The sequence below is a fragment of the Methylobacterium sp. NEAU K genome (assembly GCF_030700285.1).
Classification (GTDB): Bacteria; Pseudomonadota; Alphaproteobacteria; order Rhizobiales; family Beijerinckiaceae; genus Methylobacterium.
The window spans coordinates 1-17,194 of record NZ_JAUYZJ010000028.1; the positions used below are offsets into that span (position 1 = coordinate 1).

17 protein-coding genes are annotated in these 17,194 nt (G+C 70.6%); 3 read left to right on the forward strand and 14 right to left on the reverse strand.

Annotated features, from left to right (window positions below):
- Nucleotides 1-700: 700 nt before the first annotated feature.
- From Q8W67_RS19865 to mscL, 3 genes are all read left to right on the forward strand, one after another.
- On the forward strand, nt 701-1,411 hold the full coding sequence (locus Q8W67_RS19865; protein WP_305548984.1) for a phosphatidylserine decarboxylase: 711 nt from the start codon (nt 701-703) through the stop codon (nt 1,409-1,411).
- Between the two features lie 8 nt (nt 1,412-1,419).
- Entirely contained in the window at nt 1,420-2,259 is an 840-nt protein-coding gene (locus tag Q8W67_RS19870) for a phosphatidylcholine/phosphatidylserine synthase (protein WP_305548987.1), read from the forward strand.
- 70 nt (nt 2,260-2,329) lie between these two features.
- Complete coding sequence (mscL, locus tag Q8W67_RS19875) at nt 2,330-2,758, forward strand: large conductance mechanosensitive channel protein MscL (protein ID WP_305548990.1); 429 nt, start codon at nt 2,330-2,332, stop codon at nt 2,756-2,758.
- A gap of 20 nt (nt 2,759-2,778) precedes the next feature.
- Here the strand turns inward: mscL and Q8W67_RS19880 are convergent, their stop codons facing one another.
- From Q8W67_RS19880 to Q8W67_RS19945, 14 genes are all read right to left on the reverse strand, one after another.
- Nucleotides 2,779-3,054: a hypothetical protein gene (locus Q8W67_RS19880; RefSeq protein ID WP_305548993.1), complete on the reverse strand. Its 276-nt coding sequence runs from the start codon at nt 3,052-3,054 to the stop codon at nt 2,779-2,781.
- Between the two features lie 139 nt (nt 3,055-3,193).
- The gene (locus Q8W67_RS19885) at nt 3,194-3,607 is read right to left on the reverse strand and encodes a DUF1236 domain-containing protein (protein WP_305548996.1); all 414 of its coding nucleotides are present in this window, start codon (nt 3,605-3,607) and stop codon (nt 3,194-3,196) included.
- Nucleotides 3,608-3,739: 132 nt separating this feature from the next.
- Nucleotides 3,740-4,480 carry a NepR family anti-sigma factor gene (locus Q8W67_RS19890; RefSeq protein WP_370693912.1) on the reverse strand — a complete coding sequence of 247 codons (741 nt, stop codon included), beginning with the start codon at nt 4,478-4,480 and terminating at the stop codon, nt 3,740-3,742.
- A 155-nt stretch (nt 4,481-4,635) separates the two neighbouring features.
- Nucleotides 4,636-5,427 (reverse strand): class II glutamine amidotransferase, encoded by a 792-nt coding sequence (locus Q8W67_RS19895; RefSeq protein WP_305548999.1) that lies wholly within the window; start codon nt 5,425-5,427, stop codon nt 4,636-4,638.
- 79 nt (nt 5,428-5,506) lie between these two features.
- Nucleotides 5,507-5,818, reverse strand: coding sequence for an oxidase (locus tag Q8W67_RS19900; RefSeq protein WP_305549002.1), 312 nt, complete (start codon nt 5,816-5,818; stop codon nt 5,507-5,509).
- Between the two features lie 7 nt (nt 5,819-5,825).
- The gene (locus Q8W67_RS19905) at nt 5,826-6,485 is read right to left on the reverse strand and encodes a cytochrome c oxidase subunit 3 (protein WP_305549005.1); all 660 of its coding nucleotides are present in this window, start codon (nt 6,483-6,485) and stop codon (nt 5,826-5,828) included.
- A complete protein-coding gene (locus Q8W67_RS19910; RefSeq protein ID WP_305549198.1) occupies nt 6,482-8,158 on the reverse strand; it encodes a cbb3-type cytochrome c oxidase subunit I in 1,677 nt (558 codons plus the stop codon). Before Q8W67_RS19910 ends, Q8W67_RS19905 begins: the two co-directional genes overlap by 4 nt.
- Before the next feature lie 10 nt (nt 8,159-8,168).
- Entirely contained in the window at nt 8,169-9,143 is a 975-nt protein-coding gene (gene coxB / locus Q8W67_RS19915) for a cytochrome c oxidase subunit II (protein ID WP_305549008.1), read from the reverse strand.
- Nucleotides 9,144-9,147: 4 nt separating this feature from the next.
- The gene (locus tag Q8W67_RS19920; protein ID WP_305549010.1) at nt 9,148-9,636 is read right to left on the reverse strand and encodes a hypothetical protein; all 489 of its coding nucleotides are present in this window, start codon (nt 9,634-9,636) and stop codon (nt 9,148-9,150) included.
- Nucleotides 9,633-10,721, reverse strand: a complete 1,089-nt coding sequence (locus Q8W67_RS19925; RefSeq protein ID WP_305549013.1) for a hypothetical protein — start codon at nt 10,719-10,721, stop codon at nt 9,633-9,635. Before Q8W67_RS19925 ends, Q8W67_RS19920 begins: the two co-directional genes overlap by 4 nt.
- Nucleotides 10,718-11,251: a cytochrome c gene (locus Q8W67_RS19930; protein ID WP_305549016.1), complete on the reverse strand. Its 534-nt coding sequence runs from the start codon at nt 11,249-11,251 to the stop codon at nt 10,718-10,720. The genes Q8W67_RS19925 and Q8W67_RS19930 overlap by 4 nt, the downstream gene beginning before the upstream one ends.
- On the reverse strand, nt 11,248-13,269 hold the full coding sequence (locus tag Q8W67_RS19935; RefSeq protein WP_305549019.1) for a quinol:electron acceptor oxidoreductase subunit ActD: 2,022 nt from the start codon (nt 13,267-13,269) through the stop codon (nt 11,248-11,250). The genes Q8W67_RS19930 and Q8W67_RS19935 overlap by 4 nt, the downstream gene beginning before the upstream one ends.
- 2 nt (nt 13,270-13,271) lie before the next feature.
- A complete protein-coding gene (locus Q8W67_RS19940) occupies nt 13,272-16,262 on the reverse strand; it encodes a TAT-variant-translocated molybdopterin oxidoreductase (RefSeq protein WP_305549022.1) in 2,991 nt (996 codons plus the stop codon).
- The gene (locus Q8W67_RS19945; protein WP_305549025.1) at nt 16,259-16,918 is read right to left on the reverse strand and encodes a cytochrome c3 family protein; all 660 of its coding nucleotides are present in this window, start codon (nt 16,916-16,918) and stop codon (nt 16,259-16,261) included. The genes Q8W67_RS19940 and Q8W67_RS19945 overlap by 4 nt, the downstream gene beginning before the upstream one ends.
- Nucleotides 16,919-17,194 lie beyond the last annotated feature (276 nt).

Consider the following 17,194-nt stretch of genomic DNA (forward strand, 5'->3'; position numbering starts at 1 on the left):
CTTGACAATGTTCCTATTTTGTGCTCATTAGCCGCCACCTGTTCCCCGGCGCCGCGGGGGTGATCCCGCAGCGCTCGGTTCGGGGCCGTCCCGGTGGCTGACCGGGCGGGCTCGGGGCGACAGGGCGGTGCCCGCGTCGGTGGCTCTCAGCCGCCATCGCCCCGGGCGGCGTGCCGGTACGGGGCGTGTCTCGGATGCGGGCGTGAGACCGGGCGGCCCTTTGCCCGGCGGGGTGCGGAAATGCCCCCGCGCCGACCCGGGTCTGGGCCGACCCTGAGCGACCTGCGGACCCGCCCACTACGAGGCGGGGGGCGGCTGGAAGGCCACGGCGGTGATGCGGGTTCCGGAGGCCGAAAGCCTCGTCCGAGACCGCTAACACGGAGTCGCAGGATCGGGGCGCCGCGAAGACATCGCGACGAGAAAGACGGCACCGGCCGGGGACCAGGCCCGTCCGATGCCGCGGGACGCCGCGGGGATCGGATCCCGCGCGTCTATGGCCGACACCAGGGTTCCCGCGGCGTCCCGCGTCCCTCGTGCTGCTCTTGGGCCATGCCCCCGGCGCCGTCAGGCGCGCGGGGACGATGGCGCGTGCCCGGAGAGGACGGCCGGGACCTCCAAAAAGTTGACGGCGGCCCGGCGGACTGCCATCCGCGCGTCCGACATGTCCGCCCGCCCGCGGCAGCCTTGAGTCCGAAACGCAATGACAGACCTGATCGAGACGATCCGCCGGACGCTCGTGCCGATCCACAAGGAGGGTTATCCCTTCATCCTGATCGGCATCGTGCTCACGGTGCTGGCCGGCTACTTCTCCCAGTTCTTCGGCTGGATCTTCCTGATCCTCACCCTCTGGGTCTGCTACTTCTTCCGCGACCCGGAGCGGATCACCCCGGTGGCGGACGGGCTCGTGGTCTCGCCCGCGGACGGGCGCGTCAATCTGATCGCCACCGTGCTGCCGCCCCCAGAGCTCGACCTGCCGCAGGTGCCGACCCTGCGCGTGTCGGTGTTCATGAACGTGTTCGACTGCCACGTGAACCGGGTGCCGGTGTCGGGCCGGATCGGCCAGATCCACTACACGCCCGGGTTGTTCCTCAACGCCGAACTCGACAAGGCCAGCGAGGACAACGAGCGCAACGGCCTCGTCATCGAGACGAGCCACGCGAGCCAGCCCAAGCGCGTCGGCGTGGTGCAGATCGCCGGCCTGGTGGCGCGGCGGATCGTCGGGTTCGTCTCGGCCGGCGACGTGCTCGGGGTCGGCGAGCGGTTCGGGCTGATCCGCTTCGGCTCGCGGGTGGACGTCTACCTGCCGGCGGGGGCGACCGTGCTGGTCGGACTCGGCCAGAAGGCGGTGGCCGGCGAGACGGTGCTGGCCGATCTCGGCGGCGGTCCGGGGCGCCAGTTCAAGCGGATCTAGGGCCGATCATGGACGATCTCTTCCCGCCCTTCGCGCCCGATCCGAACGAGCCGCGCCCGCGCCGGTTCAAGCCGGTGCCGTTCCGGATGATCGCGCCCAACATGATCACCCTGATGGCGCTCTGCCTCGGGTTGACGGCGATCCGCCTCGCCTTCGAGGGCAAGTTCGAGCCCGCCGTGATCGCCGTGGTGGTGGCGGGCGTGCTCGACGGCATCGACGGCCGGGTGGCGCGGCTGCTCAAGGGCACCTCGCGCTTCGGGGCGGAACTCGATTCGCTCGCCGATTTCGTGAATTTCGGCTGCGCCCCGGCGCTGATCCTCTACGGCTTCGCGCTGTTCCACCTCAAATCCGCCGGCTGGATCGTGGCGCTGATCTTCGCCATCGCGATGGCGCTGCGGCTCGCCCGCTTCAACGCGATGCTCGACGACCCGGATCGGCCGGTATGGAAGAAGGACTTCTTCGTCGGCATGCCGGCCCCGGCGGGCGCGCTCACCGCGATGCTGCCGCTCTACCTGCACTTCCTCGGCTTCCGCTTCGAGACCTGGGCGGCGCCCGCGATCCTGATCTACGTGCTGCTGATCGCCCTGCTGGTCGTCTCCACGGTCCCGACCTACTCGGGCAAGACCATGGGCAAGCGCGTGCCGCGCAGCCTCGTCCTGCCGATTTTCCTGCTCGGCGTCGCGGCCTTCGGCATCCTGATCAGCTATCCGTTCGAGGCGCTGGTGGCGGTGAGCGGCGGCTACCTGCTGACCATCCCGGTGGTCGCCGCCCAGTACCGCCGCCGCGCCAAGGCCGAGCTGGCCATCGCGGCCGAGGATCCGGCGGGGCCGGCGATCAGCGGGGGATAGGCCGGGCACGGCGCTGGCCTTCGCCCGATCGTCCCCTACCTTGGCCGGAGAGGTCCGCGGGGGTTGGCGCATGCTCGAGGAATTCAAGAAGTTCGCGCTTCGCGGAAACGTCGTGGATCTCGCCGTCGGCGTGATCATCGGCGCGGCCTTCGGGGCGATCGTGAACTCGGCCGTGCAGGACCTCTTCATGCCGGCGATCGGCGCGGTGACCGGCGGGCTCGACTTCTCGAACTACTACATCCCGCTCTCGTCCAAGGTGCAGGCCGGGCTGCCCTATGCGGATGCCCGGAAGCAGGGCGCGGTCCTCGGATACGGGCAGTTCCTGACGCTGACCCTGAACTTCGTGATCGTGGCCTTCGTGCTGTTCCTGGTGATCCGGGCCATGAACAAGCTGCAGCGCACCGAGGACAAGAAACCGGAGGCGGTCGCGGAGGTCCCGGCGGACGTGAAGCTCCTGGCGGAGATCCGCGATCTCCTGGCGGCGAAGCCGCGCGTCTGAGAGCCCGGGGCGTCCGGGGTTCAACGCTCGGTCGTGTCGACGTCATCCGGCTTCACCCCGAGCGCGTCGAGGATCTGGTCGAGGGCCTGACCGACCGCGCCGGTGCCCTCCTCGTGGGTCTTCAGCCGGGTCTCGAGCCGGCGGATCTGAGGCTCGAACACGTCCGGAACCGGATCGTCGCCGAGGAAGCGGGGCTTGTCCGGGCCCACCGGCAGCACGCCGCGCAGCTGCTGGCCGAGATGGTCGCGCACCGGTTCCGGCAGCGTGGCGCCGGCCGCCTTCGGATCCTCGCTCATGGTCTCCTCACACATCGGACGGCTTCTCAACGGCCGGTCCGACAAAGCGTTGCGTCGGCACCCGAAGCCGCGCAAAAAACGGGCCCCGGAGCGGGTCGCTCCGGGGCCCGATGGGCCGGCGCGGGACCGGCCCGGCCGATCAGTCGACGACCTCGACGATCCGGTGGCTGCGGTCGACCAGCACCGGGCGATCGTTCACCACGGTGTAGCGGTAGCCCGGCTGCACATGGTACTCGGTCGGGACGTCATAGTACGTCACGCCCGAGGCCGGGAGCGTCGAACCGACGGCGACGCGGCCGTCGTAATCGTACGAGCGGACGTTGCGCTCGCGCACGTAGCTGCGGAAGCGCGGCGCCATGTCGACGCCGAGGATGCCGCCCACCGTGCCGGTGGCCGCACCGACGGCGCCGCCGACGATCCCGCCGATCGGGCCGGCCGCATCGGCGCCCGCGGCCGCGCCGCGCTCGGCGCCGGGGATGGTTCCCTGGGCCTGGGCGGCCAGCGGCAGCGACAGGGCGAGGGCAGAGGCGGCGAGAAGGGTCTTGAAGGTCATACGGGACATCTCCGTTCCGTGGCGTTCCGCCGCAGCAAAGCAGCGAAGCTCGGGCCGGTAACGCCCGATCCCCGGAATCGGATGCATCTTTTTTTCGGCGGGGCCCGCCGTGAGCCCCGCTGCGCGCAGTCTCTACGCGTCCTTGGGCATCGCCGACTGGATGAACCGGTCGGAGCCGAGATCCTCCTCGTCGTAGCCCAGCAGCTCCGCCAGCCGGCCGCGGGCGCGGCTGACCCGACTCTTCACGGTGCCGACCTTGCAGCCCATGATCGTGGCCGCCTCCTCGTAGGAGACGCCCTCGGCTCCCACCAGCACCAGGGCCTCGCGCTGGTCAGGCGGCAGCTTGGCGAGCGCCGATTGCAGATCCTCGACATCGAGGCGGTCGCCCTGGTGCGGGGCCGTGGCCAGCCGGGCCGCGTAGGACCCGTCCTGATCCTCGACCTCGCGGACCCGCTTGCGGTGATCCGAGTAGAAGATGTTGCGCAGGATCGTGAACAGCCACGCGTTGAGGTTGGTCCCCGGCTGGAACCGGGCGCGGTGCTGCCAGCCCTTGAGCAGGGTGTCCTGGACGAGGTCGTCGGACCGGGCCGGGTTCGACGTCAGCGACAGCGCGAAGGCGCGCAGGCTCGGCACCGCGGCGAGCAGCCCGTTGCGGAATTCCGGCTCGATCGCCTCGCCGCGGGCGCGCAGGGCCTCTTCCAGCTTCTCGAGCAGGTCGGCGAAGCGGGAGGGCAGCACCTCTTCGCCGATCCGCTCGTAGACGGTGCGCAGGTGCTCGCCGAGATGCGTGCGGATGTTCGGAGCGAGGTTCGGGCGGCCATCCCGAAGCTCGTCCTCCTGGGACAGGACGGAGTCGGTGTCGTCGCGGGTCATGTGTGTCGCGCTCGTCAGCTCATCGTGGCTCGACCTGTGGTCCAGAAAAGGTCGAGGCGGATCGCTTGGCGGCCGAACTCCCGTGAAGTCCGGTCGATGCTCTCCTGTTACGAGCTTTCTAGCGCATCGGGGGCGCGCATGCACCCTCGTCCCCGTCAAACTTGAGATGCCCCGGCCGGTCTCAACAGGCGGATCGCCCCGTCCCGCAGGGTCAGGACATCGCCCCGGGCGAGGTCTGTCCAGCACTCGTCCCGGGTCAGCGCCTGGGTGGCGATGACGGTGACCACATCATCCTCCGTCGTCTCCCGCGCGAAATCGACCTGCCAATCCTCGTCGATCAGGGTGGCTTTGCCGAACGGCGCCCGACGGGTGAGGTAGCAGAGGCGCTTGCCGCAATGGGCGTAGAGGGTGCGGCTGTCGGTCAGCAGCATGTTGAATACGCCCATCGCGTGCAGCTCGCCCGCGAGCACGGCCACGGCCCGGTCCAGGGTCTCGGGCCGGGGCAGGGACCGGAACCGTGCCTGGAGCCGGCCGAGCATCCAGCAGAAGGCGTGCTCGCTGTCCGTGGTGCCGATCGGCATGAACACGCCCAGCGGCAGCCGCTTCACGCCCTTGAGCTGGCCGTTATGCGCGAAGGTCCAGCGGCGGCCCCACAATTCCCGGGAGAACGGGTGGGTGTTCTCCAGGCTGACGCGGCCCCGATTGGCCTTGCGCACATGGGCCACCACGATGCGGCTCTTGATCGGCATGTCGCGCAGGAGCCGGGCCAGCTGCGAGCGCGAACTCGGCTCGGGCTCGTGGAAGCTGCGGCAGGCGCGGCCGTCGTAGAAGCTGATGCCCCAGCCGTCCGCATGGGGTCCGGTTTCGCCGCCGCGCCGGGCGAGACCGGCGAACGAGAAACGGATGTCGGTCGGCACGTTGGCGCTCATGCCGAGCAGTTCGCACATCGGGATGCAGCCGGGGCAATGCGGGGGAGGGGCGACGTTTAGGAGTGTTCGGCCGCCCGAACAACGGCTTTCGCGCCGTTCAGCGCGCCAGATAGTCGGTGAGCGTCATGCCGACGAGGATGGCGACCCAGAAGAAGCCCAGCCCCGAGAACAGCCGCACCAGCGGCGGCTCGTGGATCACCTCCATGGAGACCAGGAGGATCAGGGCCACCATCACGGCGACGACGAGGAGTTCGACGATCCAGACCTGCGCGAAGGGCAGGGTGGCGCCGAGCGTGACGTTGACGGCGAGCAGGGCGAGCAGCGCCAGGAAGGTCAGCACCGGCGTGCGCAGGCGCCGTCGGAGCAGCGCGCGGTCGTCTGCGCTGAGGGCGGCGAGGGGATTTCGCATCGGCGTCCTACCGGTTGACCACATAGAGGATCGGGAAGGCCAGGATCCAGACGAGGTCGATGAAGTGCCAGTACAGGCCGTAGACCTCGATCCAGTTCTGGTGCCGGGACAGGAAGCCGGCCTTGGCGGCCAGACAGGTCATGCCGAGCAGGAGCGCGATGCCGGTGAAAAGGTGCAGCGCATGCAGGATCGTGGCGACGTAGTAGAGATTCACGAACAGGCGCGCGGCCGGTGTCTCGACGAGCGCGAAGGGCCGATCGTCCAGGAACGGCATCATGTGCTCGTCCCAGTCGGCGTAGTACTCGTAACCCTTGAGCACCAGGAACAGGCTGCCCAAAGCCGCGGTGGCGAGCATCGCCCGGACCATCGCGCGCTGCCAGCCGATGCGCGAGAATTCGATCGCCATCGACATGGTGAGCGACGAGCAGATCAACACCACCGTGTTGGTGGCGCCGATCCAGAATTTGAGGTGCCTGGCCGCCGCGATCGTCGCTTCGGGATGCTGGATCCGGGTGATCAGCGCCACCAGGAACAGGGCCGAGAACAGCAGCAGCTCGGTGATCAGCCACGCCCAGATGCCGAGCTTGGCCGCCTCGCGCTGCTGGGCCACCGTCTCGAAATGTTGGGCGCGGGCGACCCCGACTCCGTCTGCCAGCCGCTGGCTCATCCGTGCTGGTCCCGGGATTCCCGTGCCTGGATCGGGTAATCGTAGGGGATGCGCGGCACTTCGGGCGGCGTGAGGAAATTGTGCGTCGGCGGCGGGGAAGAAGTCTCCCATTCGAGCCCCTTCGCGTTCCACGGGTTGGCGGGCGCCTTCCGCCCGAACCACAGCGAATAGACGAGGTAGAGCATCGGGAAGATGTAGCCCGCCGCCAGGATCGTGGCGCCCGCGGAGGAGAGCACGTTGAGGAGCTGGAACTCGGCCGGATAGGTCGCGTAGCGCCGCGGCATCCCGAGATAGCCCAGGATGAATTGCGGGAAGAAGGTGACGTTGAAGCCGAGGAAGATCAGCAGCGCCGAGACCCGGCCCCAGGGCTCGCTGTACATCCGGCCGGTGAACTTCGGCCACCAGAAGTGCAGGCCGCCCAGGAAGGCCAGAACCGTGCCGCCGACCATGATGTAGTGGAAATGCGCGACCACGAAATAGGTGGCGTGGATGTGCTGGTTGATGGCGAGCGTCGCCAGGTAGAGGCCGGTGAGCCCGCCGAGCACGAACAGGCCGATATAGCCCATCGCGTAGAGCATCGGCGTATCGAGCCGCAGCGAACCCTTATGGATCGTGGCGGTCCAGTTGTAGACCTTGACGGCCGACGGCACCGCCACCGCGAAGGACAGCGCGGAGAAGACCAGCGAGGCCAGGTCGCTCTGGCCGTTGACGAACATGTGGTGCCCCCAGACGAAGAAGGTCACGGAGGCCAGCCCGATCGACGCGTAGGCGACGAAGCGGTAGCCGAACAGCTTCTTCTGCGCGAAGGCCGGCACGATCTCCGAGATCACCCCCATGCCGGGCAGGACCATGATGTACACGGCCGGGTGCGAGTAGAACCAGAACAGGTGCTGGAACAGCACCGGGTCGCCGCCATAGGCCGGGTCGAACACCCCGATATGGAAGGCCCGCTCCATGATCAGCAGGATCAGGGCCGTGGTGATGACGGGGGTCGCCAGGAGGAAGATCAGGCTCGTGGCGTAGTGCGCCCAGACGAAGATCGGCAGCTTGAACCACGTCATGCCCGGCGCCCGCATGGTGTGGATCGTGACCACGAAATTGAGGCCCGTGAGGATCGACGAGAAGCCCACGATGGTGACGCCGATCAGCGCCGGCAGGACCCAGGTGTTCGAGAAGGCGGTGGAGAGCGGCGCGTAGAAGGTCCAGCCGGTATCGACGCCGCCCAGGACCACCGAGACCAGCGTGAACAGCGCGCCCGCCATGAACACGTACCAGCTCGTCAGGTTGAGCTTCGGGAAGGCGAGATCCTTGGCCCCGATCATCAGCGGGATCAGGAAATTGCCAAAGGTCGCGGGGATCGACGGGATCAGGAAGAACCACACCATCACCACACCGTGGATGGTGAACGCCTTGTTGTAGGTGTCGTTGGTCATGATCGCGCCGTTGGGCACGACCAGGGCCAGGCGCACCACGCCGGCCGCCAGGGCGCCGATCACGAAGAAGCCGGTGATCGAGACCAGATAAAGGATCGCGATGCGCTTGTGGTCGGTGGTCAGGAACCACGAGCGCAGGGTCGATTCCGCGTGCAGATAGTCTGTCTTGCGCCCGAGCGTCGCGTCCGGCGTGTGCGGTTCGCGGCGTGCGGTCCCGCCGATGCTGCCCGATGCGCTCATCATGTCACCTTCATGGCGTCGCTTGCGCGGCGTTGCCGGAAGCCGGCGCCGGGTAGGATTTCAGGAAGTCGACGAGGCGCCCGAGCTCGTCGGCCGGGATCCGGCCGGCGAAGCTCGGCATGACCTGCTTGATGCCCCCGGCGAGCCGGTCGCCGTTCGGGTTCAGGATCTTCTCGCGCAGCCACGCGTCGTCGGCCGTCACGGTGCGGCCGTCGGCGAGCTTCACAGAGGATCCGTACAGGCCGGCGAGGCTCGGCGCCTTCACGGGCGAGTCGGGCTCGTGACAGCCGGCGCAGCCATAGGCCTCGTAGAGGGCGCGGCCAGCCGCGACCTTGCCCTGCTGCGCGCCGGCATGGGTCAGCCAGTCCTGGTAGTCACCCGGGTTCATGAAGGTGACCTCGCCGCCCATGATGGAATGGTCGGTGCCGCAATACTCCGAGCAGTAGAGGTGGTAGGTGCCGATCTTGTCGGCCTTGAACCACAGGTCGGTGTAGCGGTCGGGCAGGGCCGCCACCTGCATCCGGACGGCGGGCAGGTAGAGGGCGTGGATCACGTCCTGGCTGATGATGTGCAGCCGGATCGGCTGGCCGATCGGCACGTGCAGGTCGTTGATCTCGGCCTGGCCGGTGGGGTGCTGGAACTTCCACATCCATTGCCGGCCGACCGCCTCGATCACCAACGCGTCCGGGGGGGCGTTCTTCGAGGCGACGAACAGCTTGGCGCCCCAGACGAAGAAGATCAGCGTCAGCAGGAACGGGATCAGCATCCAGCTGATCTCGATGAGGTTCGAGCGGATGCCGGAGGGCTGCCGGTCCGCCTCGGAGCCCTCGCGGTAGCGCAGGGCGAAGTAGGTGATCGCCACGAAGACCGGCACGGTCAGCAGCAGCGTCAGCACCGTGAAGGCCAGGATGAGGACGTCCGTCTCGACAGCATTGGCCGAGACCGCGGCGGGCCAGAGCTGGAGGGAATCGTGGCTCGGCGTCATCGGTCTAGCGCTCCGGCGCGTCGAGGGAGCGGCCGACGATCAGCTCCATGGCCCGGCCGACCGGGATGCGGGCGCGGGTGCGGTCCGGGTCGCGATATCCGTAGCCGGATAGCCGCGCCGACGCCTCCGCCCGCGCGCGGTCGATGTCGGCGTAGGGGTTCGCCTGGAGGTTCGGCGCCGGCGGCATGAGCCGCGCGGTCTGCTGCGGCGTCAGCGCGGGGAGGGCCCGGCGCTGGCTCGCGCTGAAGGCGCCCATCAGCCAGACCATGGTTCCGACCACCGCCAGGGCCGAGAGCGCCAGCCCCGCCATCACCAGCGCGGTGTTGCGGACGTTGACGTCGCGGGTCTCGTGCCCGGGATCGTCGGGATCGCGCTGGGTGTTGGCCGGGGCGCCGCGGGCCGGCCGGCCGTTCAGGAGGCCGGTCCCGCGCAGGGTCAGTCCGGCCAGGATCGCCGGGATCAGGCCGGGACCGGGGGCGCCGCCCTCGCTCACGCCGGCCTCCCGGTGCGACGGGCATCCGGCGCCGTTCGCGCGGCGAGCCCGCGCAGCCCGGGATGGAGCGCGGCAGCAAGGCAGGCCACCGCCAGGGCGGCGAGCCCGTCGGCCGGGCGGATCACGAACCGGTCGCGCAGGGCCGGCGTGACCAGCCAGAACATCTCAAGGGCGTGCACGGCCAGCGCCGCACCGGCGAGGATCCGCGTGGTCGGGCGCCCCGGCCGAAGCGTCGCCAGTCCGGCGAGCACGACGACGATTCCCGCGACGATCGAAAGCCCCCGCCCGAGCCCGCCGCCGCGGGCGAAGTACCACGACACCTCCGGGGGCAGGTTCGCCGACCAGACGATCAGGAACTGCACGAAATGCATGAACGCCCAGAGCCCGAGCAGCACGACCAGGGGCACCAGCCGGCCGCGCCCCGGCGCGGTGCGCCCGCGGCCGACGGGCTCCGGCTCCTCCCAGGCGAGCAGGATCGCGGCCGCGAAGGCGAGGCCGCTCCAGGCCGTCATCACCAGGAGGCCGAGCAGGGTGGAATCGAGCCGCGGATCGAGGGAGGCGATCACGTCGGTCGTAAACAGGGTGCCCACCACCGCGTGCAGGCCCACCGCCGGCACCGTGCGGCCCTCGCCCGGCTCGTCGAAGGGCCGCGCGAAGCGAGCCGAGAGCCAGGTCCAGACCGCCAGGTAGGCGATCACCCTCGCCACGAAGAACGGCGGCGTGAACCACAGGGCCGCGAGCGGCGTGCGCGGCGCCGCCCCGACCCAGGGGTAGACCAGGGGCGCGCCTGCGAGCAGCGGCAGCCCCAGGATTGCCGCCGCCGGCATCAGCGCCATCAGCCGGCGCAAGCCCGCCAGCATCTCGACGCCGCCGCGCTCACGCACCCGCTTTCCGAAGCGCTCAGCCACGATCGTCACCGGCAGGGCGCCCACCGGCAGGGCCAGGAGGACCAGCCAGGCGGCGAGGTAGGAGACCACCGCCCCGCGCCGGCCGGCCGCGAGCCAGCACAGCGCCAGCAGGCCGAGCCCGGCGAGGCCCAGGAAAACAGAGCGCAGCAGAACGGAGCGGCGGCGCGGGCGCCTCATCGCGTCGCCTCCAGCCGGGTCCGGTCGTCCGGCGGCAGGCTCGCCACTGCAGCGTCCTGGCTGAGTTGGAGGGCGCGGACATAGGCGACGATCGCCCAGCGGTCGGCGGAGGGGATCATCTGCGCCATGCCCAACATCGCGCGCCTTCCCTTGGCGATGGCGTCGTAGATCTCGGCCGCGGGGGCCGCGCGCAGAGGTCCGCCGGTGAGGTCGCCGGCCGGCGGGAAGCCGCGCGCCACGATCATGCCCCGGCCGCGTCCGTCCTCACCGTGGCAGGGCGTGCAGAACACCCCGTAGCGCTGCCGGCCCCGGTCCAGCAGGTCCCGGCTGATCGCCTGCGGCTGCGGCACCTCCCGGGACGGATCGGTCCGCGGCACGGTGCCGGCCACGGGCTGGCGCATGGTGATCTGGCGCGGGAAGAACGGGTTCCGGTCCCAGGTCTTGGCTCGGGCCTGATCGGCCATGTCGGCCTCGCCGCAGCCCGTGAGGGCCAAGGGGACCAGAAGAGCGAGGCGGACGGCGCACCTCATCGCGGGATCCTGCGGATCTCGAGGGGGCGCCCGCCCCCGGCCGGCAGGCCCGCGAGCCGCCGCTCGATCCGCGCCGGGTCGAACCGGTCGCCGCGTGCCTCCGCGGAGAGGAAGAAGCGGTCGTCCGAGGCGCGCAGGAAGCCCGGGATGTTGAAGGCCGGGTGGTTCAGCCGCGGCAGGCGGTTGAGCACCAGAAGCGCGAGGTGGATCGCGATGCAGCCGGTCATCATCGCGAAGGAGACGCTCGGCACCACGAAGGAGGGCCAGGAGAGACGCGGACGTCCGCCGATCAGGAAGACGTAGTCGTAGGCCGTCGCGTAGACGCACATCCCGAAGAAGCCCGCGCCGCCGAGCAGCGCGCCGGTGAGCGCGTAGGGCAGGATCGAGCGGCCCTCCAGGCCGAGCGCCCGCAGGGTGCGGGGCATCGGGACCGGACCGTGCCCGTCCAGATGGACATGATCCGGGCGGATCCCCGACACGGCCTGAAGGGCGGCGGCGAGGTCGGACTGGCTCGCGAAGGTGGCGGATACCCCCCAGAGCGGGGCCGGCCCCGGATTCTCCTCGGGGCGGGCGGCGCGGGACGAGGCCTCGCGGGTGGCGGCCTCCGCGGCTTGGGCCCGCGCCAGGGCGAGGCGGCGGCTCTCGATGATCGAGATGGCCGGGAGATAGCGCAGGAACAGCAGCAGCAGGGCCAGGAACAGGCCGACCGAGCCCGCGAAGGTGGCGATGCCCCAGAGATCCACTCCGTAGGGCAGCTTCGAGGACGGCAGGAAGTCCTGGGTGAGGGTCACCACGAGCACCATCACGTGGTCGGCATAGGCGCCGACCGCCACGAGGAGGCCGACCGCGGCGATCGCCGGCGGCGCCGTGCGGGCGCGAGCCGACCACAGGACCTGGGCGGGCAGGACGAGGCCGAGGATCGCCGTCCAGGACACGAGGGCGTGGTCGCCGGTCATGCGCCGCACCAGCACCGCCCGCCCCTCCGGATCGCCGTTGAGGAACGTGTCGAAATACTCGGCGGCGTAGCAATAGGCGCTGGCGCAGCCGAGGCACAGCAGCAGGCGGCCGAGCACGTCGAGGTGGCGGGCGGTCACCAGGGCGTCCAGGCCGTAGACGACGCGGATCAGCACCACGATCACCGCGGTGACGCCGACGCCGGAATAGACCGCGTTCACCAGGAAGCTCACCGGCAGCAGCGTGCTGTGCCAGCCCGGCATCAGCGAGCCCGCGAGCATCACGGAGGCGCCGGTCTGGACCGAGACCACCAGCAGCACGCCGAGCAGCGCCACCGTCCGGTAGGCCTGGACCCAAATCTGCCAGTGGGCGGCCGAGCCGCGCCAGCCCGAGGCGAACAGGCCATAGGCCTGCGCGCGGAACAGCGCGAGCTTGCGGGTCGGCGCCTTCGCGTCGGCCTGGCGCATCGCCTCCGCGAAGGCGCGGTCGCGCAGGGTTGCGAGGTCCGGCAGCAGGCCGATGAACCAGAGGCTCACGCAGATCACCAGGAAGGACACGATGTCGATCGCGTCCCACAGCAGCGGCGAGCGGAACTGCGGCCAGAGGTCGTAGGTGTTGGGGTAGGGCAGGTTCCAGAAGAAGAACCACGGCCGCCCGAGATGGATGATCGGGTAGAGCCCGGCGGCCGCGGTGGCCAGCAGCGCCAGGGTCTCGGCGATGCGGTTCACCGCCCCGCGCCACTCCGCCCCGAGCAGCAGCAGAACCGCCGAGACCAGCAGGCTGCCCGACGCCACGCCGATCCACCAATCGTAGCTCGCGATGTCGAGCGCCCAGACGACGGCGTTGTTGTTGCTCCAGATACCGGGGCCCGCATAGAGCAGATAGCCGAGGGTGAGGACGAACAGGCCGAGCAGCGACACGGCCCCCGCGAACGCGATCCACCAGCGCCGGTTGCGCGGATGCGTCAGCGGGATCGCGGTCACCGCGCCGCCGATGACCCGGAGGGTTTCCTCGGGTCCGATCAGGGGGCCGGCTGACGGGCCGCCGAGGAGGGTGTCGGACATGCTCAGCCCTCCCGTCCGGCCGCATCGGCCGCGGGCGCGAGCCCGGCGAGGTACGTGGTGCGCGGCCGCGTGTTCAGGTGGCCGAGCAGCGCGTATTCCCGGGGTTCCCTCCGGGCGGCCGAGACGCGGCTGTCCGGGTCGGCGACGTTGCCGAAGGTGATCGCCCGGGTCGGGCAGGCGCCCTGGCAGGCGGTCTCGACGGCGCCGTCGGGGATCGGGGCAGCGGCGTCGCTCTGGGCGTCCTTGGCCGACGTGATCCGGGCCGCCGCGATGCGCTGGATGCAGTAGGTGCACTTCTCCATCACGCCGCGGGCGCGCACCGTGACCTCGGGGTTGCGCTGCTGCTGCTGAACCGGGGTCAGGCCGCCGGTATAGTCGAGGTAGTTGAAGCGGCGGACCTTGTAGGGGCAGTAGCTCTGGCAGGTCCGGGTGCCGACGCAGCGGTTGTAGACCTGCAGGTTGAGGCCCTCGCTGTCGTGCAGGGTCGCCTCCACGGGGCAGCCGACCTCGCAGGGCGCCTGCTCGCAATGCATGCACGGCACCGGCTGGAAATGCGTCGTCGGCGCGTCGAGGCCGCCCGCATAGTAGCGGTCGACCCGCAGCCAGCCCATCCAGCGGCCTTTCTCCACCTCGTCGCGGCCGACAACCGGGATGTTGTTCTCCGCCTGGCAGGCGGTGACGCAGGCGTTGCAGCCGGTGCAGGCGTCGAGGTCGATCGCCATGCCCCATTGCGCCGCCCCCCCAGGGTCCTGTCTCTCCGGGGGCGGATAGAACGAGGCGGGCGCGGGCGCCCCCTTCGGATCGCCCACCGGCGCGGCGCCGAGCGCCTGCACGCGCACGATGTCCTGGCCCTCCATCGTGCCGAGGTGCTGCGTGGTCGCCGGCATGCCGCGCCGGCCGGTCTTCCTCAGTCGCGCGCCGGCGAGCCGCCAGGGCGTCTCCGACGGGCGCAGGGCGGCGGCGGCGTAGCCGAGGCCGTGGGACAAGTGGTCCGGTACGTCGCGGCCGTAGCCGAGGCTCAGGGTCACCGTGTCCTCGGCCTGGCCCGGCAGGATCCAGGCCGCTCCCTCGATCCAGCGACCATCCGCCTCGATCCGCACCACGTCGCCCGTGGCGATGCCCTCACGCTCGGCGAGCCGGGGGCTGAGGGCCACCACGTTCTCCCAGACCACCTTGGTCAGGGGCTTCGGCAGTTCCTGGAGCCAGGCGAGGTCGGCATGGGTGCCGTCCCAGAGGGTCGAATCGGGGCGGAACACCACCTCGATCCCGCCCGGCGGCGCCTCCGGCGGGGAGGGCGGCGCGAAGGCCTGAACGCTCTGTGTGAGGGCGACGTCCCGGGGCTCGTGGGCGCTGTCTGGCCAAAAACCCCGGCGCAGGGCGTCCGAAAAGCGGCCGTGGAACGCCGCCTCGTCCTCACCCTCGTTTCGCCAGCGCGCCTTGAGCAGGCCCGACGCGTCCTCGACGCCTTCTCCGCCTTCGCCACCGGCCAGGAAGGCCAGCATCTCCGGCAGCGTACGGCCGTTGTAGAGCGGCGCCACCGTCGGCTGGATCAGCCCCACAGTCCCGTCGAGCGCGCGTGCGTCGCCCCAGGATTCCAGCGGATGGGCGGTGGGCAGATGCCAATCGGCATGCGCGCCGGTCTCGTCGTAATAGAGCCCGGCATGGATCTTGAGCGGCACGCGCGCCATCCGGGCGGCGAAGTCGAGGGCGCCCGGCGCCTCGTAGACCGGGTTGGCGCCGAGCACGAACAGCGCCTGGATGCCGCCCCGCTCGATCGTCTCCGCCAAGTCCGCCAGAGTCCCCGCGCCCTGTTCCACAACGGGCTCCGTGTGCCGCAGGCTCGCCCCGGTATTGCCCAGCGCGCCGTTGAGGCGATGGACCAGTTCATGCAGCTCCGGGGTGGCGGTCAGGCCGGCCGTGACGATGCCGGCGCCCCGGGCCCCGGCCAGGGCCTTGCCGGCGCCCCGCGCCCAGCGGGAAACGGGATCGTCGCCCGCGGGGGCCGCGCCGCCCGCGGTCACACCCAGGAGATCGCGGGCGAGGGCCTCGAGGCGGCCGGCCGGGACCGAGACGCCGTGATCCGCCTTGGCACTGGTGAGCGTCGGGGTCGGCGCCGCGGCGTGCAGGGTGAGGAGGCGGCCCTCCGCGTAGGCCGCGCGCCTCGCCGCGCTCCAGCGCCGGGACAGGCCGACCTGGCCCGGGCCGAGGTCGAGGAAGTCGCCGTCGAGCGCCACGATGGTGCGCGCGCGGCCGAAATCCGGGATCGTCTCCAGCGGCCGTCCATAGGCGCGGCGGGCGCCCTCGTAGACCGCATCGCGTCCGGCGCCCGCACCGACGAACCAGCGGAGCGCCGGAAAGGCGGCCCGCAGCCGGGCGATCTGCGCCGCCACGGTGGGCGAGGTCACCGGGCCGGTCAGCAGCGCCATGCCGGCGCCCCGGGCCTCGCGCCAGGCCGGCATCTGCGCCTGTATCGCCACCCGGAACGCCGCCCAGGAACTCGGCCGGCCGAGATGCTGCACCGCCTGCGAGCGGAACGGGTCATAGAGGCCGAGCACGGAGGCCTGAGCCAGCACGTCGGTGCCGCCGAGGCTCCAGGGATGTTCGGGATTGCCCTCGATCTTCAGCGGCCTTCCGTCCCGGGTGGTGACCAGGATGCCGTTGCCGAACCCGTCGAACAGCGCCGAGGAGGCGTACGACAGGGCCGTGCCCGGCACGATCCGCTCGGGCTGGTTGACGTAGGGCACCTCGAAGTGGCGACTCCCGCCATCGCCGCAGGCCGTGAGCCCGCCGAGTGCGAAGGAGGCCGCCATCAGCTTGAGGAAGCCGCGCCGCTCCGGGGCCGCGGCGAGCCGCGACGCTGAAGGGAATTCGGCGGCGAGGTAGTCGCGGAACTCCGGGCTGTCGGCCACGGCGTCGAGGCTGCGCCAGAAGCGCGGCCCGTCGCTGCCGGCGAGTTTCTCGCGCAACGCCGCGATGTCGGGCCTGCTGGTCATCGGTGGCAGATCCCGCACTCGGTCAGCCGCGCGCCGCCGCGGATGTGGTACTGGGCCACGAGCTTCGGCCCGAGCGTCGCCTGGTTAGCCGGGGGCGACCAGGCCATGTTCCAGACCTGATCCGGCGTCCGCACATACTTCTCCGGCGCCCGGTGGCAATCGAGGCAGAACTGCATCTCGAAGGCGTTGGCCCGGTAGGTCATCTGCATCGACGTGACATCGCCGTGGCAGGTCGAGCAGCCGATGCCCTTCGTCACATGCACCGAGTGGTTGTAGTAGACGTATTGCGGCAGCTTGTTCAGCCGCACCCATTCCAGCGGCTTGTCCTGCGCGTAGCTGTCGCGCACCGGCTTGAGCATGTCCGAGCCTGTCCAGATCTGCGAATGGCAGGTCATGCAGGTGTGGGTCGGCGGGATGCCGGCGGTGGCTTCCTTCTCGACGGTGGTGTGGCAGTAGCGGCAATCGACGCCGAGCTCGCCGGAATGGTGCTTGTGGCTGAACGGCAGCGGCTGGGCCGGCGCGACGCCGACGCCGGTGACGTAGTTCGAGCGCACGATCCCGGCCGCCAGGACCGGCAGGCCGACCACACAGGCCACCCCGGTCATCAGCGCGAGGCGGTAGATCGCGTCCGCCCCGGGGCTGAACAGCTGCGCCATCAGGCGAGCCCGCGGGACGCCACGATCCGGCCGCCGGGTTCGGTCAGCTCAGCCTCTCGCCGCAAGCGTCGCCCCACCCTCTGATTCCGGCTCGGAATGCGCGGCCACGCCCGCGCGGAGCGGCCACGCAGCGCGAAAGCCGCCACGCGATCGTCTCCCGCCGTCGATCGACCAGTTAGAGCATTTCCAGACCGGAACCAGAACCTGTATTACAGGGATGGCTTGTCGCGCAGGGCAGCGCCCTCGCCACGTCGCGCGGAGGCACTTCCCGCGGGC